We start from the raw sequence: 25,954 nt of genomic DNA, 5'->3' as shown, positions 1-25,954 counted from the left end.
CGACCCGATGACGAAAGAACTCCGCCGTCTGAGCATCGTGATGCTCCTGATGTTCATCGCGCTGTTCGCCTCCACGAGCGTGATCCAGGTCGTCCAGTCGGGGTCGCTCGCCGAGAACCCCCAGAACACCCGCGCACGCTACGACTCCTACGAAGTGCAGCGGGGGTCGATCATCGTCGACGGCACCGCGATCGCCTCCTCCGTGCCCGCCGACGACGTGTACCGCTGGCAGCGCCTCTACGTCGACGCCGACATGTGGGCGCCGGTCACCGGCTACCTCAACCCCGTGCTCGATTCGCGCACGGGTCTCGAGCAGACCGAGAACAGGGCCCTGAGCGGCACCGCGCCCGAGCAGTTCCTGCAGCGCATCGACCAGATCGTCACCGGGCAGGCGGCCCGCGGGTCGAACATCGTGCTCTCGCTCGACGGCGAGGTGCAGCGCGCGGCCTATGACGCCCTCGGCGACCTGCAGGGCGCCGTCGTCGCGATCGAGCCGAGCACCGGACGCATCCTCGCAATGGTCACCAGCCCGAGCTTCGACACGAACGCCCTGGCATCCCACGACGTCGCCGCCGTGAACGCGGCCGACGCTCAACTGCAGGCAGACCCCAGCAATCCGTTGTTCAACCGCGCGATCGGCGGCAACCTGAACCCGCCCGGTTCGACGTTCAAGCTCGTCGTCGCCTCGGCCGCCCTCGCCAGCGGCGAATGGACACCGCAGTCGACGCTGCCCAACGTGTCGAGCTACACGCTCCCGGGCACGTCGACCTCCATCAGCAACGCCGGCAGCGGCGCGTGCGGCGGCGGCGACACCGTCACGATCGCCGACGCGCTCCGCCTGAGCTGCAACATTCCTTTCGCGGAACTCGCCGTGGAGCTCGGTCAAGACGCCATCCGCACCGAGGCCGAGAAGTACGGATTCAACTCGACGTTCGAGATCCCCCTGGCAACGACCGCCTCGGCGTACCCGCGCCTCGAAGACGACGCACGCACGGCGCTGTCCGGCTACGGCCAGGGCGATGTGCGCGCGACGCCACTGCAGATGGCGATGGTGTCGGCGGGTATCGCGAACGGCGGCGTCGTGATGAATCCGCGCATGATCGACTCGGTCATCGCACCCGACCTGTCGGTGCAGGAAACGGCCACCGACAGCGAGTACGGCCGCGCTCTGGACGAGGCTCTCGCCGACGAGATGGTCGGCATGATGCTCGCCAATGTCAGTGACGGCGCGGCGTCCGGTGCAAGAATAGACGGGGTCGAGGTCGGCGGAAAGACTGGCACCGCGGAGAACGGCGACAACTCGCCGTACACGCTGTGGTTCACCGGATTCGCCCCCGCGGACGACCCCCAGGTCGCGGTAGCGGTAGTCGTCGAAGACGGCGGTGGTAAGGGACAGTCGGGCAGCGGGAACACCCTCGCGGCACCGATTGCGAAGAAGGTCATGGAGGCGGTGCTGGGAAGATGAGACCAACACAGGGTGCGACCTTCGGAGGACGCTACGAACTGGACTCGCGGATCGCTATCGGCGGGATGGGCGAGGTCTGGGAAGCGACCGACCACGTCATCGGCCGCACGGTCGCGATCAAGATCCTCAAAGACGAGTACATGGGCGACCCGGGGTTCCTCGAGCGCTTCCGCGCCGAGGCCCGCCACGCCGCACTCGTCAACCACGAAGGCATCGCGAGCGTCTTCGACTACGGCGAGGAAGACGGCAGCGCCTTCCTGGTGATGGAACTGGTTCCGGGCGAAGCCCTGTCCACCATCATCGAGCGCGAGGGCTCCCTGTCGACCGACAAGACGCTCGACATCGTCGCGCAGACCGCATCGGCACTTCAGGCCGCCCACGCCGCGGGTCTCGTCCACCGCGACATCAAGCCGGGGAACCTCCTCATCACCCCCGACGGTCGCGTGAAGATCACCGACTTCGGCATCGCCCGCATCGCCGACCAGGTGCCGCTGACGGCTACCGGTCAGGTCATGGGCACCGTGCAGTACCTTTCGCCCGAGCAGGCCTCGGGCCACGCGGCGTCGCCGGCCACCGACATCTACTCGCTCGGCATCGTGGCCTACGAAGCCCTCGCCGGAAAGCGCCCCTTCACGGGCGAGTCGCAGGTCGCCATCGCGATGGCGCAGATCAATGAGACGCCGGCACCTCTTCCGCCGACCGTCGCCGTGCCGGTGCAGAACCTCGTCATGGCGATGATCGCGAAGAAGCCCGAGGAGCGCCCTGCCTCCGCCGCGGCGGTCGCCCGCGCAGCATCCGCTCTGCGTCGCGGTGATCTCACGGCAGCCACCGCCGCCGTCCCCGCCATCGCGGGGGCCGCCGGCGCAGACGAACTCACGCAGCTGCTCACCCCCGGTTCCGACACGTCCGCCGCCACGCGCCTGATGGCCGCGCCCGCGGTCGTCGACGTGGCGGACGACACGCTGACCGACGAGCCGAAGAAGAAGCGCAGCCCGTGGACGTGGCCACTGATCGCGCTCATCGTGCTGCTCGTGCTCGTCATCGGCGGCACGATCTTCGCGATGGTCGTCAACAACGACCCCGCACCCGATCCGACCACGTCTTCGGCGACCCCGCCGCGTTCGCCGAGTCCTAGTCAGTCCAGTGCGACTCCGGCCCCGTCCCCCTCCGAGACCCGGGTCGACGTGAGCTCCCTCGGCCTCGTCGGCCAGACGTGCGACGCGGCGCGAGGCATCCTCGAAGAAGCCGGGCTCGTCGCCAACTGCCAGCCGGGCAACGCCGCGACCAGCGAAGACCAGGTCGGCGTCGTCTACTCGGTGAACCCGACCGGCGGTGTCGCAGAGGGCGCGACGATCACGGTCACCACCTACGCCGAGCAGACCCCCATGCCGACCCCGGGCAACCCCACGCTGCCGGCGTCGGTGACCCCGTCGAGCACGGCGACGGTGAACTGGACCGGATACAGCTGCCCGGCCGGAACGCCGACCGTCAGCGCCTACACGCTCACCGCCATCAACGGCGTGTTCGCGACGAACGGGCAGTCGACGGCCGTCTTCGGCCCGAACGACCGCAACGCGCAGATCGAGGTCGCCAACGCGCCCGGCCAGACGCTCACGGTCAGCTACACGGTCACGTGCACGGGAAGCAACACGGAGCGAACCTCGGGATCGTCGGCGGAGGCCAACGCGCCGATCGCCGCGCCCAACACTCCGAGCCCGACCACGAGCTCCACTCCGTGACCTCGGAACCGCGCGTCCTGTCAGGGCGCTATCGCGTTGACGACCTCATCGGTCGCGGCGGGATGGCGACGGTCTATCGCGGATACGACCTGACCCTCGGACGCGCGGTCGCGATCAAGATCCTCAAGCGCGAACTCGCCGACAACGCCGCGTTCCGCACGCGGTTCCGCCTCGAGGCCCAGGCGGCCTCGCGCATGGCGCACCCGACGATCGTTCGCGTCTTCGATGCGGGCGAGGCCACCGAGGTCGGCGCCGACGGTCAGGCGCGACCCGTGCCCTACATCGTGATGGAGCTCGTGCACGGCTCCCTGCTGAAAGACGTCATCGACCAGGGGCCGGTGCCGACCGCAGACGCCCTCCGCTACGTCGACGGCATCCTCGAGGCGCTCGAGTACTCGCACCGCGCCGGCGTCGTACATCGAGACATCAAGCCCGGCAACGTCATGATCACCGACGCCTCCGAGGAGCACAGCTCCGGGTCGACCGCCGAAGCCGAGCGCGGCGAGGTGAAGGTCATGGACTTCGGCATCGCCCGGGCCGTCTCCGACTCGTCGTCGACCGTCGCCGAGACGACCGCGATCATCGGAACGGCCGCCTACTTCTCGCCCGAGCAGGCGAAGGGCGAACCGGTCGACGCCCGCGCCGACCTCTACTCCACGGGCGTCGTGCTGTACGAGCTCCTCACCGGACGCCCGCCCTTCCGGGGCGACACCCCGGTGGCCGTCGCCTACCAGCACGTCAGCGAGACCCCCGTACCGCCGTCCGAGCTGAACGAGTCGGTGCCCCGCGGCCTCGACGCCGTGGTGCTCCGTGCGCTGGCGAAAGACCCCTTCCAGCGGTACCCGGATGCTGCGGCTTTCCGCGAGGCACTCGACGCCGCGGTCGGTGGCAAGGCCCCGACGAAACGACAGCTCGGCGCGCTGACGAGCGAACTGTACGGGCCCAATCCGCGGCAGGCCGCGGAGACGGCACGATCGCTCCGTCAGCTCAGCACCGACACCACGATGCGTCGTACCCAGGCGGGTCCCCCGGTCGCGTGGGTGTGGGCGGGTGTCGCGCTGCTCGCGGTGCTCCTCGTCTCGGTGCTCTTCTGGGTGCTCTCGATCAGGCCGGCCGACGAGGTCCCGAGCAGCGCACGCGTCGTGCCCGACATCGTCGACATGGCCTACGACCGCGCCGCAGACGTGCTCGGCGAGAACGATCTTCGTGCGTCTCGCGTGAACGAACCGAGCGACTCCGTGACGGAGGGCAACGTCATCCGCACCGACCCCGGCTCGGGTGAGTCCGTCAGTGCGCAGCAGTTGATCACGGTCTACGTCTCGCAGGGCGAGGCCACCTCGACCGTCCCCCCTCTCACCGGCATCTCGGAAGACGCGGCACGCACCGCCCTCGCCGAAGCCGGACTCACCATCGGCACGATCACCCAGCGCAACGACCCCGGGGCGGCGGCGGGCACGGTACTCGAGGCCGACCAGGTCGCGGGCGCGAAGGTCGGCGTCGGCAGCACCGTCAACCTGGTCGTCGCCAGCGGCAGAGTGGTGATCGTCGACTACACGGGCTACACGGTGGACGCGGCGAAGCGCCTGCTCGAGAGCGCCGACATCGGTCTCACCGTCCTGACGGAGCAAGACCCCAGTTGCCCCACGACGAACCCGCCGACCGTGCGCACGCAGTCGCTCGCTCCGGGTGAGGTTCCCGTGCGTTCGGAGATCGTGCTGATCAGCTGCTCCGGCTGACTTCGCGCTGAGCGGAGTCCGACCGCCGCGGTCGCAGCATCCGCCCTCGGTCTGCGGCCCCGACGCTCCCGGCTGCTTCCAGCCAGTTGCCGAGAAGACGATGCCCGCCGACGGTGAGGATGCTCTCGGGATGGAACTGCACGCCCCACATCGGCAGGCTGCGGTGGGCGAGGGCCATCACGACGCCCGACTCGGTGCGGGCGGTCACGACGATCTCGCTCGGGAGCGAGGCCTCGTCGACGGCGAGGGAGTGATACCTCGTCGCGGTGAAGGGGTCGGGGAGTCCGGCGAACAGGATGCTGTCGTCATGCCGCACCTCGGAGGTCATTCCGTGCATGAGTTCGGGAGCATGGACGACCCGCCCGCCGTAGGCCGCACCGATGGCCTGGTGCCCCAGGCAGACGCCGAGGAGCGGGAGGCGGCGTTCGGCCGCGTTCGTGACCACGGCGATCGACGCTCCGGCGTCGGCAGGATCACCCGGGCCCGGCGAGACCAGCACCGCATCGTGATGCGAAAGCTCCACCGCCGGATCGATCGCGTCAGCCTCGACCATCGTGACGATCGCACCCAGTTCAGCCAGGTAGTCGACGAGGGTGTGGACGAAACTGTCGTGGTTGTCGACGACGAGGACGCGCAGCGCGCTCACCCGAAGGTCGGATCCTGCGGATTGACGAACGAGCTCACCCACGGGAAAGCGTAGAAGAAGAGCCCGTAGAGCGCCGCAGCAATCAGGATCAGGAGGATCAACAACCGCACGAACCACGGCCCGGGCAGCACCCGCCACAACGCGCCGTACATCACACCACCGCTTCCGTGAGTGAGGCGGGCGGGGTGCCGTCCGCTCTCGGGGTGAACGATTCGAAAAGTCCGTACCCGACGATGCGCTCCGCGAGGGAGAACATCGGGCTGCAACTGGTAAGCGTGATGTATCGCTCACCGGCCGGCACCTCGGGGGCCTGCGGCACGTCGAGCAGCACGTCGACCTCCGTGGGCTTCACATACTGAAGGGTGCGGAAGCGGTAGGTGTACCACCCCTCCTGCGTCTCGATCACGATCGCGTCGCCGACGTGCAGCTCCGCGAGACGGTTGAACGGGGCACCGTAGGTCGTGCGGTGCGCGGCGACGGAGAAATTGCCCACCTGGCCCGGCATGGCGGCATCCGTGTAGTGACCGATGCGATCGGTGTCGAGCGTGCGGGCTCGCGTGGTTCCGCCGGCGATCTCACGCGAGTAGTCCGCCCCGAAGCGCGGGATATACATCACCGCGAACGTCTCGGCGTCGGCCGGCTGCGGCAGGATCGGCGGCTCGGCGGTGACGGGCTCGGCCTCGGGCACCGAGGGATCGGCGACCGGCGGAGCCGGGTCGTACTCCTGAGCCCAACTCTGAGAGAGCTCCTGGCTGGCGGCATTGGCTTGCGCGCCCGTGATCACGTCGCCGATCCACATCTGCCATGCGACGTAGAGGAAGATGATCACACCGGCGGTCATCAGCAGTTCACCGACGACACCGATGACCGAGACCCGACGACGGCGCTTCGGAGGCGGCGTCGCGCGACGCTCGCGGCGCGTGGCCGGTGGGGCGTCTTCAAGGGTCTGCACGCAGGGATTCTCCCACACCGTGATGAGTGGCACCGTGGAGTTAGACTGACGGCATGGCACGAACCACGAGTGGCGAAGACCCGATCGCCGAGCGCAGTGAGAGCGACGCCGCACCGAATCCGGTGTGGTTCAAGCCCGTCATGATCGGGCTCATGCTCGTCGGGCTGGTCTGGGTTCTCTTCTTCTACCTGAGCAACATGCAGTACCCGATTCCCGGGATCGGCGCATGGAACTTGGTCATCGGCTTCGGAATCGCGTTCATCGGGTTCCTCATGACGACCCGCTGGCGCTGACACACCGAATTACACCCGTGTGATTCATCCCCAGGTGTGGATGGAACTGTGGATAACTTCTCAGCCGACCAATGACGGCACGGCGAGGAGACCGATGAGCACGACGCTGACAGCGACGAGCGACCCGATCTGCAGGGGGCGCTGCTTCGGCGCTCGCGTTCTCGCGTAGACGAAACCGACGAGTGCTCCGACGACCAGGCCACCGAGGTGCGCCTGCCAGGAGATGCCGACGGCGTTCAGCTCCGCGACGAACGATCCCGAGCCGATCGAGTTGATCAGCGCGAGCACGAACGGGAAAGCGAAGTTGATGCCGATCAGCACCGCGATCACGCGGATGTCGGCACCGATGTGGCGTCCGATGACGAGCAGCGCGCCGAACAGACCGAAAATCGCGCCCGAAGCTCCGACGACACTGGTCAGCGGCGCGAGCAGGGTCACTGCCACGGATCCGCCGAGCGCACTGATCAGGTACAGCGCGAGGAAACGGCCCCTACCCAGCATCGGCTCGAGACTGCGGCCGAGGATCCACAGAGTGAACATGTTGAGGGCCAGGTGCAGGAAGCTCGCGTGCGCGAGCGCTGCGGTGAGCACACGCCACGGCTGGAACGGGTAGCCGGGCGTGACGAATCCACTGTTGAACACCAGCGTCGACTGGATCACCGGGCCGTAACCCGGGATCAGCGTCAGGATGTAGAACAGCGCAGTGATCGCGATGATCGCGAGGGTGACCACGGGTCGTCCGCTCGACACGGCGGCGAGGGCCTGGGGCCTCCGCGCCCAGCGACGCTCGGCCTTCCGCTGCACGGGCGTTCGAGCCTTCCGCTGCTCCGCCATGCACTCGGGGCAGATCACTCCCACGGCACCCTGCGTCTGGCATTCGGGGCAGATCGTGCGCATGCATCGCTGGCACAGCACGAAGCTCTGCCGGTCGGGATGCCGGTAGCAGAAGTTGTCGCGGTTGCGACGGAACTCGTCCGTGGTCACCGGTGTGCGATCAGACGGAGACGACGTCGATCGACGAGATCACGACGGGCTCGACCGGACGGTCGCCGGCACCGGTCGGCACAGCGGCGATCGCGTCGACGACGGCCTTCGACGCGTCGTCGGCGACCTCGCCGAAGATGGTGTGCTTGCCCTGGAGCCACGGGGTCGGGTCGGTCGTGATGAAGAACTGCGAGCCGTTGGTGCCCTCGGCCTTGCCGGTGATGGCGTTGCGGCGCAGGCCGGCGTTGGCCATCGCGAGCTTGTAGGGAGCGGCGAAGTCGAGTTCGGGGCTGATCTCGTCGTCGAAGTTGTAGCCCGGGCCTCCGATGCCCTGTCCGAGCGGGTCGCCGCCCTGGATCATGAAGTTGGGGATGATGCGGTGGAAGATCACGTCGGAGTAGAGCGCGCCTTCGCCCGGCTTGCCGGTGCCCGGGTCGGTCCACGCCTGCGAACCGTCGGAGAGTCCCACGAAGTTCTGCACCGTGCGGGGTGCCTGGTCTCCGAAGAGGTTCACGACGATGTCGCCGTGGTTGGTGTGGATGGTCGCAACCGCGCTGTGGATAGGCATGGGTACATTCTCGCAGAGTTATAAGCAAGCCCCTCCGCCCGGAGAAGCCCGCTTCTGGCAGTATGGGTGCACACGTCCCATCTATCCGGGAGGGCATCATCGTGAGCCTCAGCCGTAAGCGCAAAAAGCAACTCCGCAAGCTTCAGGATCAGGCATCGAAGCTGTGGGAATCGCAGCAGGTCCTCGTCGGGGAGAGCGCGCACGTCGCGCGTGAAGCCGGACGCCAGTTGGGTTACTTCGGTCGCGAGCAGGTCGTACCCACCGTTCAGGATTCGTACCAGAAGTACGCCGCTCCCTACGTCGACCGCAGCGTCGACTACTCCAAGCACGTGCTGTCCGACAAGGTCGTGCCGGCCGCCGGCGCCGTCGTCGGATCCGCGCTGTCGGTGTGGGATGCCGCGCACGACACCCGCGACCGCATCGCCAAGGGACGCGGCCTCGAACTCCCCAACGCGAAGAAGTATGCAAAGCGCGCCGACAAGTACGGCAAGAAGGCGACCCGGAAGCTCTCGAAGAAGCTCTCCGTGCAGCCCCGCCACGACGGAATCAGCGCCGGTGGCGTGATCGCCATCATCCTCGGTGTCGCCGCTGCCGTGGGCGTGGCCTACGCCGCGTGGCAGACCCTGCGCGCCGACGACGAGCTGTGGGTGGCCGACGACCCGCTGCGCGCCCCCGACGCGTGACACCGGACCCCACGGAGCGCGTGCGCACGGCAGCCGCCGAGCGCGGGCTCGACATCGAGGTGCGAGAGCGCCCCGCGGCCCACAGCCTCGTCGACGCCGCCGCGCTCCTGGGGATCCGTCCCGCCGATATCGTCAAGACGCTGGTCGTCAAGCGGTCTGACGACACGTTCTTGTTCGCCTTGATCCCGGGCGATCGGGCCATCTCCTGGCCGAAGCTCCGGGCTATCGTCGGCGTCAACAAGCTCCGCCTTCCCGAACCGGAGCTCGCCCTCGAGGCGACCGGTTATGAGCGTGGAACGATCGTTCCGATCGGCAGCTCCACCGCGTGGCCCGTCTTCGCCGACGAGCGCATCGCGGGCACTCGAATCGCGATGGGCGCGGGCGCCCACGGATTCAGTCTGTTCGTCGACGCCGACGCCCTGATCGAAGCGTACGGCGCAACGGTCGCCGACATCTCCGCTGACCTTCCGGCGTCTTAGCGACCGGCCATCTTGAGGCCGATCTCGACGAGCTTGACCTTCTGCAGATGCCGTACATCGGGCAGGTCGAACCAGGCTGCGCGATCGGTGGAACCGTCGAGCTCGTTGCGCAGGCGTCCGCCGGTGATGCGCGCTCGATACACGATCCGCAGGGTGTGCAGCGGACCCGGAGCGTCGGCCGTCAGGCGACTCGACGCCGGTATCACCCGCGAATGGATACCGAGCAGGCTCTCGACCGAAACCCGATAGCCGGTTTCTTCACGCACCTCACGGCGCACTGCGTGCTCGGGATCCTCACCGGGTTCAAGACCCCCACCGGGGAGCGTCCACGCCGCCCGGCGTCCCTCGTTCCAGTGCGCCAGCAGCATCCGATCATCGGCGTCGATGACGACGGCGTAGGCGGCGACTCTGGTATCCATCCGATCCACATTACTCAGGCTCCTATGCTGGCGAGTGTGATGGCACCGCGTTCACCCGAAGCCGCCAGGCTTCTCTCGCTCGCGGCCGACTACATGTTGCGACACGGCGTCGGCGGAATCTCACTCTCGCGCCTGGCCAAAGACATCGGATCGAACAATCGGATGCTTCTGTATTACTTCGGCTCGAAGGACGAACTGTTCACGGCCGCCATTCTCCGGGCGTACGAGCGATTCCCCGGTCTTCATGGCCTCATGGCCGCCCTGAGAGACGGCGACGGCGGACTCGAGGAGCGCATCGCCTACGGGTGGCGCACCATACGCGCGGCGGAGCATCGGGCCTACGTCGCGTTGCTGTTCGAGTCGTTCTCGATCGCCGTGCGTGAGCCGACCGAGAACAGGAGCCAGATCGCGGCGGTCGGAGCCGAATGGCCGGCCGGTCTCACCGATCTCTTCCTCGCACACGGGCGTGAACCCGCTGTGGCGCGGCGCGAAGCCACCCAGTTGCTCGCCCTCTGGCGTGGATTGCAGTTCACGCTCCTCGAGGGCACCGATATCGCCGAACTCGACGAAGCCCACGACCGCGCGGTCGCCTCGATGTTCGGCGGCGGAGGACGCACCGAGCGCTCAGAAGGGTGAGTTCACCGACGCATCCGCTCGCGGAGCGTCTCGCCGTCGACACGGTCGGCCAGGCGTCCGCGCTCTCGCAGGATCGGGAGCACGAGTTCTCCGAAAGCGGCGATGTCGCGGGTACCGAAGACGGGCTCGATGAGAAAGCCGTCGAGCCCGGTCTCTGCAGCCAGCGACTCGATGCCGTCGGCAACCTCGTGCGGATCGCCCACGATGCGAAACCCCCGGGTTCCCTTGCCCTTCAACTCGTCGATGATCTCGCGCACGGTCGGCGCGGGCGCGCCGTTCGAGCCGAGGAACCGCTCGATGTTGCTCGTACCCATCTGGCCGACGGGTCCGCCCGCCTCGAGCACCTGGTGAAGGGTGAGGTCGGGATCGAGGGCGAGGAGGTCGATGCCCGTATTGCCGGCGTACAGCGTCGCGACGACATCATCGGTCTGCATCGCGTCGAACTCCGCAGCCAGGCGGTGCGCCTCCTCCGACGTCTCGGCGACCACGACGGTGAGCCCCGACATGATCCGCGGGTCTTCGCGCCCCTGCTCTGCAGCGACCTCTCGGATGTGCGCCACGTTGCGGGCGGTGTGCGCGGGAACCGTGGCCTGCACGAAGACGCACTCGGCGTGGGTCGCCGCGAAGGCACGACCCGCCGGTGACGTCCCCGCCTGGAAGATGACGGGCGTCCGCTGCCGCGTCGGAGGCGCCCCGAAGTATCCGTCGCTGCGGTAGTGCTCCCCGTCGTAGGTCACCCGCGTGATCCCCGCGCGGTCCGCGTAGATCCCGCGCACCGGGTCGGCGACGAGAGCGTCATCCGACCACGACTCCTCCCAGTACTTCTTCGCGAGCTCGACGTACTCCGCCGCGATCGCGTAGCGCACGTCGTGCGGCACCATCTCGGTGTGCCCGAAGAGTTCGGCGACGGCGTTCTGCGAGGAGCCGGTCACGACGTTCCAGCCGAACCGTCCGTTCGAGATCGCATCGAGGGTGGAGAACCGCCGTGCCAGCTGCACGGGATGGTCAACCCCCGTGTTCGCCGTGATCACGAACCCGAGTTCGGTGGTCTCACGCATCAGGATCGGGACGAGCCCCGCGGGGTCGTAGCCCGAGAAGTTGATCCCGCGTTCCACCGCACCGAGGGCGATGTCGTCACCGAGGATCGGATAGCCGAAGCCGTCGGCGAAGAAGAGGAAGTCGTAACCGGTCCGATCCATGATCCGCGCAATCTCGACCCAGTGCTGCGGGTCGGCGAAGTCGATCGAGTCGCTCAGCGGGTGCGGCCAGCTGAGGGTTCCCCCGATCTGGGGTCCGTAGACCTCGAAGACTCCGAAATGCAGGCTCACCGCGCGCCCTCCATCGAGATCCGATCCATGTCGCGATCCTTCCTTCGCTCTCTCTCGCCCGACCGACGAAGCGGTCGGTGACGAGAGGGTGCCGAGCGACCGACCCGAAATGAATCGATCAGTTCACACGGTAGGGGGCGGTTGTTTCGAGGGAATGACACGACCTCGACGCGGGCGTAACGCCCCGAAGCTCGTCGCGCTTCCGAAGTGACCTCGCAGGTGCGAAGCCTGCAAGCCTCGAAGCGTGATCGTCGCGTGGCTTCGTCTACGCGGTGAAGTGGCGTCGCAGCCACGAGGACAGCCGCTGGCCGATGCCCCATCCGGGAACCTCCATGGAGCCCCGCCTGGTGGACGTGTGGACGAAGCCGCGGTCATCTCGGATCAGCACCTGGCACCGCACCAGCGCACGGGTCCCATGACTCGCCCCCTCAGTGCTCACCGAAAGGCTCGCCGCGCTCACCCATGCGGGATCGATCCTGCGCACCGCTAGGTGCCTGGTGAAGTCACCGCGCAGAAAGAGCGCCACCGACTCGACTTCCTTCGCGGGGGGATCCACTGTGCCGTCAAGGAGGTCGAATGAATACGCGACCCCGTGACCGGCCCGCACCGCGAACGAGACGTGCGCGAGAGGCCAGTCGGGGTTGGCTGGGGAGTCAAAAATGAAGTGTCCGGTGATGCCGTCTGCAACGTCGGCGAGTTCACGTCTCCTAGGCACGTAACGCCCTCCTCCCGGGCGTCAGTATGGCAGTCCTCGCGACACCCGCACCCGCATGGACCTCCACGACGCGGGCCGGAAACGAGCGAACGCCGCTCACGCCCGCGCCCTCGCGACCGCCGAGCGTCGAGGGTTCCCACCCCCGCCCTCACCCGCCGCGCAGACCGGCGAGTCCCCACTCCGCCAGGGCTACACGCTCCTCCGCCCCATCCTCGCCACAGCCGTCCGAGACGGGCTCATCGGATCGAACCCGTGCCAGACACGGCCATCGCGGCGGGGCTCGATGTGCTCGGTCAACCGCACAGTCTGTCCCTCAGTCCACTCGAAACCGCCGCGGAGCCGATCCTCCGACTCACCAGGGCAGGTGGGACTTCGTAGGGTGTCGTGGTTCCGCGATAATGACCGGATGATGCCGCCGCCCTCCCCCGTTGACTGGACGGCCTTGGACCGGCCAACGCGTCGAGAAGCGCTCGGCGCGCTCAAAGCGCGGCTGCAAGCAAACCCGGCTGATCAATCCACGCGCGGACAGATCGTCAATGCGTACCGTCAACTGGGCAACCCCGACCAGGCAGGTCGCTTCGCCATCGGCTTGGACGAACGACCAAGACCCGAGGAGGTGCGCGCCTACTCCGCAATGGTCCGGGCACTCAATGCCGACGAATCCACGACGCGCAGACTTTGTCTCGTCACTGCCGAGGTCAATCTGCCGGATCAGGTGATGCATGCGATTGAGGGTCGAGCCCCGGACGACGGGTGGCGGTCGTGGGGCGTACTTCTCTTCATCGTCTGGGCCATCTGGGTGGCGCTGTCCCTCGTGTGCATGGTGGTGGTGTTCGGCTTTGCGGTCGCCGGTGCCCGCGACGTGCAATTGATCGCACAGTGGTGGACCGCCCTGGGGGGGTGGGCTCTCGTGGTCGCGTTGCTCACGACGGCAGTGTGGTGCGCGGCCTCCGGCAAGTGGATACCCGCCCTCGTTTGGTCACTGATCACCGTCGTCGTCGCCGGGTCTGTAGTCCTCGCTTCGATCGCGCTCCTCCGGTAGCAAACACGAAGGCCCACAAGCCCTGTCTAACGTGCCTACTGGCACGGGCCCTGCGCTCTCCACGCGCCGCTTCGCAGCGCGCGGAGCCTCGGCGCCGGGGCCCATCGAACGCTCGCTTCGCTCGCCGTTCGAATCCCCGATCCCGAAGACGGGAAAAGCGGCCGCCCTGTCGGGCGACCGCTTTTCTATCTGTGGAGCCTAGGAGATTCGAACTCCTGACATCCTGCTTGCAAAGCAGGCGCTCTACCAACTGAGCTAAGGCCCCGGGGCTGTTGTGGGGCTACCAGGACTTGAACCTGGGACCTCTTCATTATCAGTGAAGCGCTCTAACCGCCTGAGCTATAGCCCCGAACTACATTGACGCAACAAGTCGTCAACCTCGAAGACTTTACCGGAACCGCGACGAATTCACGAATCGGTACCGCGCCGGTCCGCTGTGCAACGCCGCGGTTTGGTTCACTGATCAGGTGACCTCAGAAACTCCCACACACGACGGCGAAGAACACGGCACGGGGATCGGCCGCCGGCTCAACTGGCTTCGAGCCGGCGTGCTCGGTGCGAACGACGGCATCGTCTCCGTCGCGTCGCTCGTCGTCGGCGTCGCGGGCGCCGGTGCCGGCATACCCGCGATCCTGGCGGCGGGTATCGCGGGGCTCGTGGGTGGCGCCATCTCGATGGCCCTGGGCGAGTACGTCTCGGTGAGCAGTCAGCGCGACAGCGAACGCGCGCTCATCGCGCAGGAGAAACGCGAGCTGCGGGACATGCCGGAGGAGGAGTTGGCGGAGCTGGCGCTGATGTATCGCCGACGCGGGCTGTCGGAGGCGACCGCCGAACAGGTCGCCCGAGAGCTGACCGCGCACGACGCACTCGCCGCGCACCTCGAGGTCGAGCTCCACATCGACCAGGACGACCTCGTCAGTCCCTGGCAGGCCGCCGCGTCGTCCGCGCTCGCTTTCACCGTCGGCGCGCTGCTCCCGCTGCTGGCGATCCTGCTTCCGGCGCCGGAGTGGCGCGTGCCCGTGACGGCCGTGGCAGTGCTGGTCGCCCTGGCGATCACGGGGACCATCAGCGCGCGACTGGGTGGATCGTCCGCTCCTCGCGCCGTCGTGCGACTGGTCGTCGGCGGCGCGCTCGCACTTGCTGCCACCTATGCGATCGGTGCACTCCTGGGGACCACCGGCGTCGTGTGACGCCGAGACAGGATCAGTTCGAGGTGAAGCCGACGAGCAGACCGCCGCTCACCTTGACGGCGAGGTTGTAGATACCCGCGATGACCGCGCCGAGCACGGTCACGACGATGAGATTCAGGATGGCGACGATCGCCGCGAAAGCCATCACCTGCGGCAGGCCGATGAAGGTCTTGATCGACACACCGCCGTCGGAGAAGCTCGTGAAGAACTCGTCGACCTGATCGATCAGACCCGTCGTGTTGACGACCATGAACACCAGGAAGAACGACACCACGGTGACGATCGCGAGCGCGACCGCCGCGAGGAACGACAGCTTCACCGCCGACCAGAAGTCGACGTAGACCAGACGCAGGCGAACCTGCTTCGCGGTCGTCTTGTGCGTCGATTTCTTGGCGAGCTTGTCGGCTACCGTGCTCATTCGTCCGCGCTTTCCTCAGGTGTCTCGGTCGGCTCTTCGACAGACTCGGTTGTGGGCTCGGGTGCAGGATCTGCGACCACGTCGGCATCTCCGTCGGATTCGGATGCTTCAGCCAGGCCGCGCTCTCCGTTCCGGGCGATCGCGATGATGCGATCATCGCCTCCGGCACGTGCGAACACGACTCCCATCGTGTCACGACCCTTGGCGGGCACCTCGGCCACGGCAGAGCGTACCACCTTGCCGCTGGCAAGAACCACAAGGATCTCGTCGTCCGCGGAGGCGATGAGGCCGCCCGCGAGATCGCCTCGATCGTCGCTCAGACGCGCGACTTTGATGCCGAGTCCGCCGCGGCTCTGGGTGCGGTACTGGTCGACCGCGGTGCGCTTGGCGTAGCCACCCTCGGTCACGACGAAGACGAATCCGTCGTCGCTGACGAGCGACGCGGACAGCAGGCTGTCGTCGCCACGGAACGACATGCCCTTCACGCCCTCGGTCGCGCGTCCCATCGGACGCAACGAGTCGTCGGTCGCGGTGAACCGGAGTGACATGCCGTGCCGGCTGATGAGGAAGACGTCATCACCCTCATCGGTGAGCAGGGCGCTGACGAGCTCGTCGCCGCCCTCCTCGTCTGCGCCGCGCAGCTTGATCGCGATGACACCGCCCTGACGGTTGGTGTCGTATTCGGTGAGTCGCGTCTTCTTGACGAGGCCGCCGCGCGTGGCGAGCACGAGATAGGTCGCGACGTCGTAGTCGCGGATGTCGAGGATCTGGGCGATCTCTTCGTCGGGCTGCAGCGCGAGAAGGTTCGCAACGTGCTGACCCTTCGCGTCACGACCGGCTTCCGGAACCTCGTAGGCCTTGGACCGGTAGACGCGACCCTTGTTCGTGAAGAAGAGCAGCCAGTGGTGCGTGGTGGTGACGAAGAAGTGCTCGACCACGTCGTCCGCGCGCAGCTGGGCACCCTTCACACCCTTGCCGCCGCGGTGCTGCGAGCGGTAGTTGTCGCTGCGCGTGCGCTTGATGTAGCCCTCGCGCGTGACGGTGACGACCATCTCTTCCTCGGGGATGAGATCTTCGATCGACATGTCGCCGTCGTAGCCCGGGAGGATCTCGGTGCGACGGTCATCGCCGTACTTCGACACGATCTCGGTGAGCTCGTCGCGGATGATGGAACGCTGGCGGGCGGGGTCGGCGAGGATCGCCTTGAAGTCGGCGATCTGCAGCTCGAGTTCGGTCGCTTCGTCGATGATCTTCTGACGCTCGAGAGCAGCCAGTCGACGCAGCTGCATCTGGAGGATCGCGTCTGCCTGGAGACCGTCGATATCCAGCAGCTCGATCAAGCCTGTGCGGGCGTCGTCCACCGTGGGGGAGCGCCGGATGAGCGCGATGACCTCATCGAGGGCATCGAGCGCCTTCAGGTATCCGCGCAGGATATGAGCGCGCTCTTCGGCCTTGCGCAGACGGAAGGTCGTGCGCCGCACGATGACGTCTACCTGGTGCGCGATCCAGTAGCTGATGAACCCGTCGAGAGGCAGAGTGCGGGGCACCCCGTCGACGATCGCGAGCATGTTGGCGCCGAAGTTGTCCTGCAGCTGCGTGTGCTTGTACAGGTTGTTCAGCACGACCTTGGCCACCGCGTCGCGCTTCAGCACGATCACGAGGCGCTGACCGGTGCGGTCGGAGCTCTCGTCGCGGATGTCGGCGATCCCGGTGATCTTGCCATCGCGCGCCAGGTCGCGGATCTTCACCGCGACGTTGTCGGGGTTGACCTGATAGGGCAGCTCAGTGATCACGAGGCACGTACGGCCCTGGATCTCCTCGACGTTGACGACGGCGCGCATCGTGATCGAGCCGCGGCCCGTGCGGTACGCGTCTTTGATGCCCCGCGTTCCGAGGATCTGCGCCGCGGTGGGGAAGTCGGGCCCGGGGATGCGCTCCATGAGCGCTTCGAGCAGTTCTTCGCGGCTGGCCTCTGGGCGCTCGAGCGCCCAGAGCGCGCCGGCGGCGACCTCACGCAGGTTGTGGGGCGGGATGTTGGTCGCCATACCGACGGCGATACCCACCGAGCCGTTGACCAACAGGTTCGGGAAGCGCGCCGGGAGCACGACGGGCTCCTGGGTCTGCCCGTCGTAGTTGTCCTCGAAGTCGACGGTCTCTTCTTCGATGTCGCGCACCATCTCGAGCGCGAGGGGAGCCATCTTCGTCTCGGTGTAGCGCGGGGCGGCCGCACCCTGGTTGCCCGGGGATCCGAAGTTCCCCTGTCCGAGAGCGAGGGGGTAACGCAACGACCACGGCTGAACGAGGCGCACGAGGGCGTCGTAGATCGGGGCGTCACCGTGCGGGTGGTACTGCCCCATGACCTCGCCCACGACACGGGCGCACTTCGAGAACGACTTGTCGGGGCGGAACCCGCCGTCGTACATGCCGTAGATGACGCGGCGGTGCACGGGCTTGAGGCCGTCTTCGACACGCGGCAGCGCGCGACCGACGATGACACTCATCGCGTAGTCGAGATAGCTCCGCTGCATCTCGAGCTGCAGATCGACCTGGTCGATGCGGCCGTGGTTGTGCTCGGGGATCGAGCGTTCTTCGTCAGCCATGTGTTCTTTCCGTTGATCGGTCCCTGAGCGAGCTCGGGGGCGCGAGTGAACGCGTCAGATGTCGAGGAAGCGCACGTCTTTGGCGTTGCGCTGGATGAAGCCGCGACGCGACTCGACGTCTTCGCCCATGAGGACGGAGAAGATCTCGTCCGCCGCCGCGGCGTCGTCGATCGTCACCTGGAGGAGGGTGCGCGTCTGGGGGTCCATCGTGGTCTCCCACAGTTCCTTGGCGTTCATCTCGCCGAGACCCTTGTAGCGCTGGATTCCGTTGTCCTTGGGCACACGCTTGCCGCTGGCGATGCCCTCCGCGAGCAATGCGTCGCGCTCACGATCGCTGTACACGTATTCGTGCGGAGCGTTCGACCACTTCAAGCGGTAGAGCGGCGGCTGGCCGAGGTAGACGAACCCCGCCTCGATGAGGCCCCGCATGTAGCGGAACAGCAGCGTGAGAAGCAGGGTGGTGATGTGCTGGCCGTCGACGTCGGCATCGGCCATCAGCACGATCTTGTGATACCGCGCCTTCTCGATGTCGAAGTCCTCGCCGATGCCGGTGCCGAAGGCCTGGATCATCGCCTGCACCTCGTTGTTGCCGAGAGCACGATCCAGACGCGCGCGCTCGACGTTGAGGATCTTGCCGCGGAGGGCCAGGATCGCCTGGATGTGCGGGTCGCGACCCTGCACCGCCGAACCGCCGGCCGAGTCTCCCTCGACGAGGAAGATCTCACTGATCTTCGGGTCTTTGCTCGTGCAGTCCTTGAGCTTGTCGGGCATGGACGCCGACTCGAACACGCTCTTGCGACGCGCGGTCTCGCGCGCCTTGCGTGCCGCGAGGCGAGCGGTGTTCGCATCCATCGCCTTGCGGACGACGTTCTTGGCCTGCGTGGGATTGCGATCGAACCAGTCGCCGAGGCGGTCGCCCACGGCCTTCTGCACGTACGCTTTCGCCTCGGTGTTGCCGAGCTTGGTCTTCGTCTGACCCTCGAACTGCGGCTCGGAGAGCTTCACCGAGATGACGGCTGTGAGACCCTCGCGAACGTCCTCGCCGGAGAGGTTCTCGTCTTTCTCCTTGAGGAGGTTGTTCGCCCGTGCGTATTTGTTGACCAGAGCCGTGAGGGCCGCACGGAAACCTTCTTCGTGCGTTCCGCCCTCGTGGGTGTTGATCGTGTTGGCGAACGTGAAGACGTTCTCCGTGTAGCTCGTGGTCCACTGCATGGCCATCTCGAGCGCGATCTTGCGCTCGGTGTCTTCGGATTCGAAGTCGATGATCACGTCATTGACGACGTCTGCGCGGCGCACCTTGTTCAGGTACTCGACGTAGTCGACGAGCCCGCGCTCGTAGAGGAAGCTGTCGTTCGGGTGGTGCGGCGTTTCTTCGCCGTCTTCGCTCGCTTCGACCGAGATGGCATCCGGACGCTCATCGCGCAGCGTGATGCGGAGCCCCTTGTTGAGGAAGGCCATCTGCTGGAAGCGCGTGCGAAGGGTCTCGTAGTCGAAGTCGACCGTGTCGAAGATCGTGGCATCCGGCCAGAACGTGATGGTCGTACCGGTCGCGTCGCTCGGCTCTGCCTGGGCGAGGGGTGCCTCGGGCACGCCGCCGTTGCGGTACGACTGACGCCAGAAGTAGCCCTGACGCTGCACGGCGACCTCGAGACGCGAGGAGAGGGCGTTGACGACCGACGAGCCGACACCGTGCAGACCACCCGACACCGCGTATCCGCCGCCGCCGAACTTTCCGCCGGCGTGCAGCACGGTGAGAACGACCTCGACGGTCGACTTGCCCTCGGTGCGGTGCATGTCGACGGGGATGCCTCGACCGTTGTCGACGACGCGGACAGCGCCGTCTTCGAGGATCGTCACCTCGATCGTGTCGCAGTACCCGGCCAGGGCCTCATCGACCGAGTTGTCGACGATCTCGTACACCAGGTGGTGGAGTCCTCGAGCACCGGTGGAGCCGATGTACATGCCGGGGCGCTTGCGAACCGCCTCGAGCCCTTCGAGTACCTGGATCTCATCGGCGCCGTAGTCGTTGTGAACTTTCTCTGCGGGCCGGGATTCGGGTTCTTCAGGAACGCTGTCGGGGTTCACGGACGTCATAGGTTTCGCGCGCTCCACATCGGTCATCGGTAACTCGGCCAGTCTACCCTGTGCCGGCAGGATCCCGACGCTTATACGCCTCTGTGACGCGATGAAAATGCCGTAACCAAGATCGGACCTAGCTCAACCGTAGGTATCGCGCGGACCACGGCCCTGAATCGCTCTGGGACCCCATTTCCAAGAGGGGACGTCAGGTCCGATGAAGCGGATGCTGTCGACCCCCGCCTCCGGGAACCGCCGGACGATCTCCGACAGGATCTGCGCGCGCATGAGCTGGAGTTGCTTGGCCCAGGCCGTCGAATCGGCCTGCACCGTCAGCATCCCGGCGTCGAGTGCCACCGGTCGCGTGTGCTTGGCCGTTTCGTCGCCGGCCACGTCATCCCACGTGCGGACGAGGTCTTCGCGGGCGAGGGCGGAGTTCCATCCCGCCGTCCGGGTCAAGTCGGCGAGCACGTCGCCGACACCGTGGGGATCGCGACCCGCCGTGAACGGAGCGTTCTCCTCGGAATCGGCCGAGCGTCGTTGCCGGCGCTTGCGCCGATAGGGAGAGGGCTCCAGTCCGCGCAGGCGGAGGTATGTCGCCATCGATTCGGGGAGATCTGCCTCGTCAGGCATCGGGGGCCTCGACGATCCGTCCGGAATCGACCCGCACCAGACGCGCGCGGAGTGCGTCGGGCACGTCTTCTTCCACCGCCGACGTCACGATGACCTGCTCATAGCCGCCGACCAGAGCGGCCAGTCGCGACCGACGGCCGGCGTCGAGCTCGGCGAAGACGTCGTCGAGGATGAGCACCGGATCACCCAGACGCGACTCCGCGCGCAGCAGCTCGGCCGACGCGAGTCGCAGGGCGAGCGCGACCGACCACGATTCGCCGTGCGAGGCATAGCCCTTGACCGGCAGGCCCCGTACGCGCAGCACCAGATCATCTCGATGCGGGCCGACGAGGGTCAGCCCTCTCTCGAGTTCCGCGGGACGTCGCGCCGCGAGCGCGGCGCGGAACTGCTCTGCCAGAGAACCCGAGTCGGTCGATTCACCGTCGATCGATTCGTCGTCTTCAGGATCTCCGCCGCGAACCGAGAGCGCCCACTCGAGCCGCGGATCGTGATCGGCACCCGCGATAGCGGTGTAGGCGCCGGCGACGGGCGCCGCGAGGTCACGGGCCAGCGAGAGCCTCGCTTCGATGACCTCGGTACCGAGCGCGACGAGTTTGTCGTCCCACACGTCGAGAGTCGACAGAGCATCGCCGCGCACGCCGCGTGCTTTCGCGGATTTGAGCAGTGCGGTGCGCTGCTTGAGCACGCGGTCGTAGTCGCCGAGTACGCCGGCAAGACGGGGAGCGCGCTGCACGAGCAGCTGATCGGCGAACTTGCGACGGGCAGACGGGTCTCCTCGCACGATCTGGAGATCTTCGGGAGCGAACAGGATCACCTGCGCGTACCGCGGCAGCTCCGCCGTCTTCACGGCCGCGCCGTTGACCCGGGCCTTGTTGGCGCCCTGGCGGTTGACCTGCAATTCGAGCAGCACGCTTCTCTCGCCGTGCGCGAGGCGCGCTCGGACGATGGCGGCCTCCGCGCCGTCGCGAACCAGCGGGGCGTCGTTCGATACCCGGTGCGACCCGAGGGTGGCGAGGTAGGCGATCGCCTCGGCGAGATTCGTCTTTCCCTGACCGTTGCGACCAACGAACACGTTGGCCCCGGGACCGAGTGACACGTCGGCGACCGCGTAGTTGCGGAAGTCGACGAGACTCAGCTGCTCCACGATCACCGGGGAAGCCTACCCGCGACGTCCGACGTCAGCGCAGGAGGAGGTTCGGCTGCAGCAGGTACTTGAACGACTCCTCGCCGCCCGAAGTCTGGGGCGTGACCAGCACGGGGCTGAGCTTGTTGGCGTTCTCGCTCGACGTGAAGGTGACGCGCGCGAATTCGCTGCGGACCGCGCCGAGCGACTCGAGCAGGTACTGCGGGTTGAGCCCGAGGGTGACGTCCTCGCCGACGAGAGTCGCGTCGACCGATTCGGAGGCGCGCGCCTGCTCGGTGCCGGACGCATCCATCGAGACGCCGTCGGCGGTGAACGTGAAACGCAGCGGTGCGGAGCGGTCGAGCACGAGCGCGACACGACGAACCGCTTCGGCGAGCTCTGCCGTGTTGACCACCGCGTGGTGGTCAGTAGCTTCGGGGAAAAGCCGGCGGACCGGGGGGAAGTTGCCCTTGATCAGCAGCGATGTCACGGTCTTGTTGCCCGCGGTGAACGCGATGATCTCGCGGTCGCCCGAGCCGGAGAAGGCGATCGAGATGTCACCACCGTGGGCGAAGGTCTTGCCGACCTCCTGCAGGGTTCGTGCCGGGACGAGGGCCGTGGTCGGCTCGTCGGAGGCCGAGGTTCCGCCGTCCCAGGGGATCTCGCGGAGCGCAACGCGGTAGCGGTCGGTGGCCACCAGGCTCAAGCGCGTTCCCGACACCTCGAGCTGCACGCCGGTGAGAACCGGGGTGACATCGTCGCGCGACGCGGCGAAGGCGACCTGCGCGATGGCCGTCGCGAAGTCTTCGGAGGGAACGAGGCCGGACTCGCCATTGACCTCGGGAATGGCGGGATATTCCTGAACCGGCATCGATGCCAGCGTGAAACGTGCCGAACCGCAGGTGAGCACGATTCCGCCGTCATCGTCGACGACGATCTGGATCGGCGCGTTGGGCAGGCGGCTCGCGATCTCGGACAGCAGACGCCCGTGGACGAGGATCGTGCCCGGTTCGTCGACGGTCGCCTCGATGGTGGTGCGGGCGGATGCTTCGTAGTCGAAAGCGGCGAGCGACAGACCCTCGTCGCTCGCTTCGATCAAGACTCCCGCAAGGATCGGCTGCGGGTTCCGCTGCGGCAGGAGCTTGACGACGAACGACACGGCTTCGCTGAACACATCACGATTGACGTGAAATTTCACGGGTGCTCCCTCGACGTCGGGCTTGGGTTACTCATGCTAGTGCCCGCTCCCGGATGATCCGGAAAGCCCGTTGCCGCCGTAAAGGTGATGGACCCGGCTTGCTTAACAATTTTTGTTCTTCATCTTGTTAACAGCTGTGGAAACTGTGGACAACTCGGTGGATACCTGTCGCGACATGGGAACTACACGCGTGTGAGATGTGGACTCGGTGCGGAAACCGCCCCCAACATGTCGTCGTCGGGGTCACAGCATCCGAGGCTCTGTCCACAGGTCTGTCGAATCCGTACACATCCCGCGCACGGGAAATCGTAGTTATCCACACGTTTTCCACATGTGCAGAACGTCGTTCGAGAACCCCTCTGAGGGGTCGTCCGCGCACGAAGAAGCCCCCGAGACCCATGGAAGGGGGTCACAGGGGCTCAGTCGGAGAGGATCAGCGGGACCGGCCGAGCTGCGTGGTGATCTCCGTCACCTGGTTGTAGATCGATCGGCGCTCCTTCATGAGGTCGCTGATCTTCTTATAGGCGTACATCACGGTGGTGTGGTCGCGGTTCCCGAACAGCTGACCGATCTTCGGCAGTGACAGGCTCGTGCGCTCCCGGCACAGGTACATCGCGATCTGACGGGCGATCGCGATCGACTGCGAGCGACTCGACCCGTACAGATCGTCGACCGACAGCTTGAAGTACTGAGCGGTCGCCGTGATGATGTCGGTCGGTGAGACGACGTTCTGGTCGTCCTGATCGATGATGTCGCGCAGCACCGTCTGGGCGAGGGACATGTCGAGCGTCGAGCGGTTCAGGCTGGCGAACGCCGAGACACGGATGAGTGCGCCCTCGAGTTCACGGATGTTCGACGACACCACGGTCGCGATGTACTCCATGACCTCGTCGGGAATCTGCAGTCGCTCGCTCTGTGCCTTCTTGCGCAGGATGGCGATACGTGTCTCGAGGTCGGGTGCCTGGACGTCGGTGATGAGGCCCCACTCGAAGCGGCTGCGCATGCGGTCTTCGAAGCCGGTGAGGTGCTTGGGTGGCACATCGCTCGTGATCACGACCTGCTTGTCGTGGTCATGGAGCGTATTGAAGGTGTGGAAGAACGCTTCCTGGGTCTCGGCGCGACCCTGCAGGAACTGGATGTCGTCGATCAGCAGGATGTCGACATCGCGGTACCTGGCCTGGAAGGCCGAGCCGCGGTTGTTCACGATCGAGTTGATGAAGTCGTTCGTGAACTCTTCGCTGGAGACATAGCGCACGCGGATGCCGGCGTACATGCTCACGGCATAGTCACCGATGGCGTGCAGGAGGTGTGTCTTGCCCAGTCCGGAGTCGCCGTAGATGAAGAGCGGGTTGTACGCCTTCGCGGGGGCCTCGGCGACCGCGACCGCCGCGGCGTGGGCGAAACGGTTGGACTGCCCGATGACGAAGTTGTCGAACGTGTACTTCGGGTTGAGGCGGGTGTCGTTGCGGGAGGCGGGGGACGCGGACTCGGACGTATCGTCCATGTTCGGTCGCGAGTGGGGAACCGTCGCGGGCGCGGGCGTGGGGGCCGGCTCGTGGTCGATCTCCGGATGCGGGGAGTTCGCCGGCGAGCTGAGATGAGCGTCGATGAGGTCGGGGTTCACGGCGACCCGGAAGGATGCGGCGGGCTCGGGTGCCTCGACCCGGGTGAGGGCCTCGAGCAGGGGCAGCCGAAGACGCTTGTTGATCTGCGCTGCGGTCAGATCGTTCGGTACGTCGAGGTACAGAACGCCGGCGTAGACACCGCTGGGCACGACGAGGTTGAGGAACCCCCGGAGCTGGGGAGTCACGCGGTCGTCCCGGTCGAGCATCTCGAGAACCGCGGGCCAAATAGGGACGTCGGCGACCTCGTTCGGTGACATCGTCCCCCCGGGAGCTCGCGCGTCTCAGATCGACGGGCGCGCCGAACCTGTGGATAACTATCGGAGACACACGTTAGTCAGCGGTCGTCACGAGAGCAAAACCCACTGTAGATCCGGGCGGCGTGTCATTGCCAGGGGGAACCCCACAGGTTGGGGATAATCGCTCTTTGGCCTCGATCGGGTTTGAGTTCTCAGGAAGTCCGGCTTAGTCTTAGTCGGTTGACTTATGCCCTCGTGGCAGTCCCCACCGTCTGGGCCCGGATGATCGCCCGGGCGGCATCCGATACCGGAGTTATCTCATGAGCAAGCGTACGTTCCAGCCCAACAACCGCCGTCGCGCCAAGAAGCACGGCTTCCGTGCCCGCATGCACACGCGTGCCGGTCGCGCCATCCTCTCGGCTCGGCGCGCCAAGGGGCGCACCGAGCTCTCGGCCTGACCTCACTCGGTCTCACCCACCCCGTGCTCGCGAAGCCGAACCGACTCACGCGCGGATCGGACTATAAAGCCATCGTCCGGCGCGGTGCTCGGTGTGCGGGAACGCACACCGTCACCTACGTGGGCGGTGGCGGCGACGCGCCGGCTCGGTTCGGTTTCATCGTGAGCCGACAGGTCGGTTCGGCGGTCACGCGCAATCTCGTCCGGCGTCGGCTGAAGGCCGTGTGCGCGGAGGCTCTCGAGGTCGTTCGCCCCGGGGCAGATGTCGTCATCCGTGCCTTGCCCGGTTCAGCGACGGCAGACTTCGCGGAACTGCGTGACGACGTCGTCCGCTGTCTGAAGCGGAGGGCCGTATGAGCACCTCCACTCTGCCGACCTCGTCGACGGGGAACGGACACTGGGTCGCATCCGATCTCGTGCGCTCGGTTCCTCTCGTGCCGCGCAACACGGCGCTGAGTGTTCTCCACGCATATCGCGCGACGATCTCCCACGTCTATGGCGACGTGTGCAAGTACTACCCCTCTTGTTCGGCGTACGCGGTTGGTGCGGTGCAGCAGCACGGGGTCGTGAAAGGCGTGGTTCTGGCGGCCGCGCGACTCGCCCGATGTCATCCCTGGGCTCAGGGTGGCATCGACGACGTGCCGCCTCACCGCGCCTTCCGCTATGAGCTCACCCGGCACGGCTTCGTCGTGCCCCCTGGAAAGGACTGACTC

Annotated in this window: 26 protein-coding genes and 2 tRNA genes; 12 read left to right on the top strand and 16 right to left on the bottom strand. The window is 66.7% G+C overall.

The window, feature by feature from the left end; translation table 11 throughout:
* Positions 1-7 precede the first annotated feature (7 nt).
* From DEA06_RS05570 to pknB, 3 genes are read left to right on the top strand one after another with little or no spacing between them, the layout of a single operon-like run.
* On the top strand, positions 8-1,465 hold the full coding sequence (locus DEA06_RS05570) for a penicillin-binding transpeptidase domain-containing protein (protein WP_116647271.1): 1,458 nt from the start codon (positions 8-10) through the stop codon (positions 1,463-1,465).
* Positions 1,462-3,204, top strand: a complete 1,743-nt coding sequence (locus DEA06_RS05565; RefSeq protein ID WP_116646980.1) for a serine/threonine protein kinase — start codon at positions 1,462-1,464, stop codon at positions 3,202-3,204. Before DEA06_RS05570 ends, DEA06_RS05565 begins: the two co-directional genes overlap by 4 nt.
* Positions 3,201-4,940 (top strand): Stk1 family PASTA domain-containing Ser/Thr kinase, encoded by a 1,740-nt coding sequence (gene pknB / locus DEA06_RS05560; protein ID WP_116646979.1) that lies wholly within the window; start codon positions 3,201-3,203, stop codon positions 4,938-4,940. Before DEA06_RS05565 ends, pknB begins: the two co-directional genes overlap by 4 nt.
* Here the strand turns inward: pknB and DEA06_RS05555 are convergent.
* Genes DEA06_RS05555 through DEA06_RS05550 form a run of 3 tightly spaced genes read right to left on the bottom strand, consistent with a single transcriptional unit; the run spans position 4,924 to position 6,538 of the window.
* Positions 4,924-5,586: an aminodeoxychorismate/anthranilate synthase component II gene (locus DEA06_RS05555; protein ID WP_116646978.1), complete on the bottom strand. Its 663-nt coding sequence runs from the start codon at positions 5,584-5,586 to the stop codon at positions 4,924-4,926. The two genes, pknB and DEA06_RS05555, sit on opposite strands and share 17 nt — an antisense overlap.
* Positions 5,583-5,738, bottom strand: coding sequence for a hypothetical protein (locus DEA06_RS16500; protein WP_165817933.1), 156 nt, complete (start codon positions 5,736-5,738; stop codon positions 5,583-5,585). The genes DEA06_RS05555 and DEA06_RS16500 overlap by 4 nt, the downstream gene beginning before the upstream one ends.
* Positions 5,738-6,538 carry a class E sortase gene (locus DEA06_RS05550; RefSeq protein WP_240606834.1) on the bottom strand — a complete coding sequence of 267 codons (801 nt, stop codon included), beginning with the start codon at positions 6,536-6,538 and terminating at the stop codon, positions 5,738-5,740. The genes DEA06_RS16500 and DEA06_RS05550 overlap by 1 nt, the downstream gene beginning before the upstream one ends.
* Before the next feature lie 53 nt (positions 6,539-6,591).
* Between DEA06_RS05550 and DEA06_RS05545 the strand changes: the two genes are divergently transcribed.
* Positions 6,592-6,831: a cell division protein CrgA gene (locus DEA06_RS05545; protein ID WP_116646977.1), complete on the top strand. Its 240-nt coding sequence runs from the start codon at positions 6,592-6,594 to the stop codon at positions 6,829-6,831.
* A gap of 60 nt (positions 6,832-6,891) precedes the next feature.
* On the opposite strand, the gene DEA06_RS05540 is transcribed toward DEA06_RS05545, so the two are convergent.
* Both DEA06_RS05540 and DEA06_RS05535 read right to left on the bottom strand, forming a co-directional pair.
* Positions 6,892-7,815, bottom strand: a complete 924-nt coding sequence (locus DEA06_RS05540) for a rhomboid family intramembrane serine protease (protein WP_116646976.1) — start codon at positions 7,813-7,815, stop codon at positions 6,892-6,894.
* Between the two features lie 10 nt (positions 7,816-7,825).
* A complete protein-coding gene (locus tag DEA06_RS05535; protein ID WP_116646975.1) occupies positions 7,826-8,383 on the bottom strand; it encodes a peptidylprolyl isomerase in 558 nt (185 codons plus the stop codon).
* 101 nt (positions 8,384-8,484) lie between these two features.
* On the opposite strand from DEA06_RS05535, the gene DEA06_RS05530 reads away from it, so the two are divergent.
* Positions 8,485-9,066, top strand: a complete 582-nt coding sequence (locus tag DEA06_RS05530) for a DNA helicase (protein ID WP_116647269.1) — start codon at positions 8,485-8,487, stop codon at positions 9,064-9,066.
* Between the two features lie 20 nt (positions 9,067-9,086).
* A complete protein-coding gene (locus DEA06_RS05525) occupies positions 9,087-9,545 on the top strand; it encodes a YbaK/EbsC family protein (RefSeq protein WP_240606833.1) in 459 nt (152 codons plus the stop codon).
* Here DEA06_RS05525 and DEA06_RS05520 read toward each other — a convergent pair.
* Positions 9,542-9,964 carry an NUDIX hydrolase gene (locus DEA06_RS05520; protein ID WP_116646974.1) on the bottom strand — a complete coding sequence of 141 codons (423 nt, stop codon included), beginning with the start codon at positions 9,962-9,964 and terminating at the stop codon, positions 9,542-9,544. The two genes, DEA06_RS05525 and DEA06_RS05520, sit on opposite strands and share 4 nt — an antisense overlap.
* A 39-nt stretch (positions 9,965-10,003) precedes the next feature.
* Here DEA06_RS05520 and DEA06_RS05515 point away from each other — a divergent pair, with 39 nt between their 5' ends.
* Complete coding sequence (locus DEA06_RS05515; RefSeq protein ID WP_240606854.1) at positions 10,004-10,600, top strand: TetR/AcrR family transcriptional regulator; 597 nt, start codon at positions 10,004-10,006, stop codon at positions 10,598-10,600.
* A 2-nt stretch (positions 10,601-10,602) separates the two neighbouring features.
* Here DEA06_RS05515 and DEA06_RS05510 read toward each other — a convergent pair whose 3' ends face one another.
* Entirely contained in the window at positions 10,603-11,928 is a 1,326-nt protein-coding gene (locus DEA06_RS05510; protein ID WP_165817931.1) for an NtaA/DmoA family FMN-dependent monooxygenase, read from the bottom strand.
* 1,121 nt (positions 11,929-13,049) lie between these two features.
* Here DEA06_RS05510 and DEA06_RS16335 point away from each other — a divergent pair.
* Positions 13,050-13,685, top strand: a complete 636-nt coding sequence (locus tag DEA06_RS16335; RefSeq protein WP_133241703.1) for a hypothetical protein — start codon at positions 13,050-13,052, stop codon at positions 13,683-13,685.
* A gap of 192 nt (positions 13,686-13,877) precedes the next feature.
* Here the strand turns inward: DEA06_RS16335 and DEA06_RS05495 are convergent.
* Positions 13,878-13,950, bottom strand: a tRNA-Ala gene (locus tag DEA06_RS05495).
* Positions 13,951-13,960: 10 nt separating this feature from the next.
* Positions 13,961-14,034: transfer RNA gene (locus DEA06_RS05490), tRNA-Ile, on the bottom strand.
* Between the two features lie 118 nt (positions 14,035-14,152).
* Here DEA06_RS05490 and DEA06_RS05485 point away from each other — a divergent pair.
* Positions 14,153-14,875 carry a VIT family protein gene (locus DEA06_RS05485; RefSeq protein WP_116646969.1) on the top strand — a complete coding sequence of 241 codons (723 nt, stop codon included), beginning with the start codon at positions 14,153-14,155 and terminating at the stop codon, positions 14,873-14,875.
* A gap of 13 nt (positions 14,876-14,888) precedes the next feature.
* On the opposite strand, the gene DEA06_RS05480 is transcribed toward DEA06_RS05485, so the two are convergent.
* The 7 genes from DEA06_RS05480 to dnaA form a co-directional block, all read right to left on the bottom strand.
* Entirely contained in the window at positions 14,889-15,293 is a 405-nt protein-coding gene (locus DEA06_RS05480; protein ID WP_116646968.1) for a DUF3566 domain-containing protein, read from the bottom strand.
* Entirely contained in the window at positions 15,290-17,893 is a 2,604-nt protein-coding gene (gyrA, locus tag DEA06_RS05475) for a DNA gyrase subunit A (RefSeq protein ID WP_116646967.1), read from the bottom strand. The genes DEA06_RS05480 and gyrA overlap by 4 nt, the downstream gene beginning before the upstream one ends.
* A 54-nt stretch (positions 17,894-17,947) precedes the next feature.
* The gene (gene gyrB / locus DEA06_RS05470) at positions 17,948-19,987 is read right to left on the bottom strand and encodes a DNA topoisomerase (ATP-hydrolyzing) subunit B (protein WP_116646966.1); all 2,040 of its coding nucleotides are present in this window, start codon (positions 19,985-19,987) and stop codon (positions 17,948-17,950) included.
* A gap of 123 nt (positions 19,988-20,110) precedes the next feature.
* Positions 20,111-20,602, bottom strand: a complete 492-nt coding sequence (locus tag DEA06_RS05465) for a DciA family protein (protein ID WP_116646965.1) — start codon at positions 20,600-20,602, stop codon at positions 20,111-20,113.
* On the bottom strand, positions 20,595-21,752 hold the full coding sequence (gene recF, locus DEA06_RS05460) for a DNA replication/repair protein RecF (RefSeq protein ID WP_116646964.1): 1,158 nt from the start codon (positions 21,750-21,752) through the stop codon (positions 20,595-20,597). The genes DEA06_RS05465 and recF overlap by 8 nt, the downstream gene beginning before the upstream one ends.
* Before the next feature lie 28 nt (positions 21,753-21,780).
* The gene (dnaN, locus tag DEA06_RS05455; protein WP_116646963.1) at positions 21,781-22,923 is read right to left on the bottom strand and encodes a DNA polymerase III subunit beta; all 1,143 of its coding nucleotides are present in this window, start codon (positions 22,921-22,923) and stop codon (positions 21,781-21,783) included.
* Positions 22,924-23,356: 433 nt separating this feature from the next.
* Positions 23,357-24,754 carry a chromosomal replication initiator protein DnaA gene (gene dnaA, locus DEA06_RS05450; protein WP_346427027.1) on the bottom strand — a complete coding sequence of 466 codons (1,398 nt, stop codon included), beginning with the start codon at positions 24,752-24,754 and terminating at the stop codon, positions 23,357-23,359.
* A gap of 350 nt (positions 24,755-25,104) precedes the next feature.
* Here dnaA and rpmH point away from each other — a divergent pair, with 350 nt between their 5' ends.
* From rpmH to yidD, 3 genes are read left to right on the top strand one after another with little or no spacing between them, the layout of a single operon-like run.
* Positions 25,105-25,242 carry a 50S ribosomal protein L34 gene (gene rpmH, locus DEA06_RS05445; RefSeq protein ID WP_026302947.1) on the top strand — a complete coding sequence of 46 codons (138 nt, stop codon included), beginning with the start codon at positions 25,105-25,107 and terminating at the stop codon, positions 25,240-25,242.
* Positions 25,243-25,265: 23 nt separating this feature from the next.
* Positions 25,266-25,598, top strand: a complete 333-nt coding sequence (gene rnpA, locus DEA06_RS05440; RefSeq protein ID WP_116646961.1) for a ribonuclease P protein component — start codon at positions 25,266-25,268, stop codon at positions 25,596-25,598.
* Positions 25,595-25,951, top strand: a complete 357-nt coding sequence (gene yidD / locus DEA06_RS05435; RefSeq protein ID WP_116646960.1) for a membrane protein insertion efficiency factor YidD — start codon at positions 25,595-25,597, stop codon at positions 25,949-25,951. Before rnpA ends, yidD begins: the two co-directional genes overlap by 4 nt.
* Positions 25,952-25,954: the final 3 nt, after the last annotated feature.

The organism is Microbacterium sp. Gd 4-13, from assembly GCF_003095395.1.
In the GTDB taxonomy this organism is placed as follows: domain Bacteria; phylum Actinomycetota; class Actinomycetes; order Actinomycetales; family Microbacteriaceae; genus Microbacterium.
The sequence above is the reverse complement of the archived record's forward strand: the minus strand, read 5'-3'. Positions and strand labels throughout refer to the sequence as shown.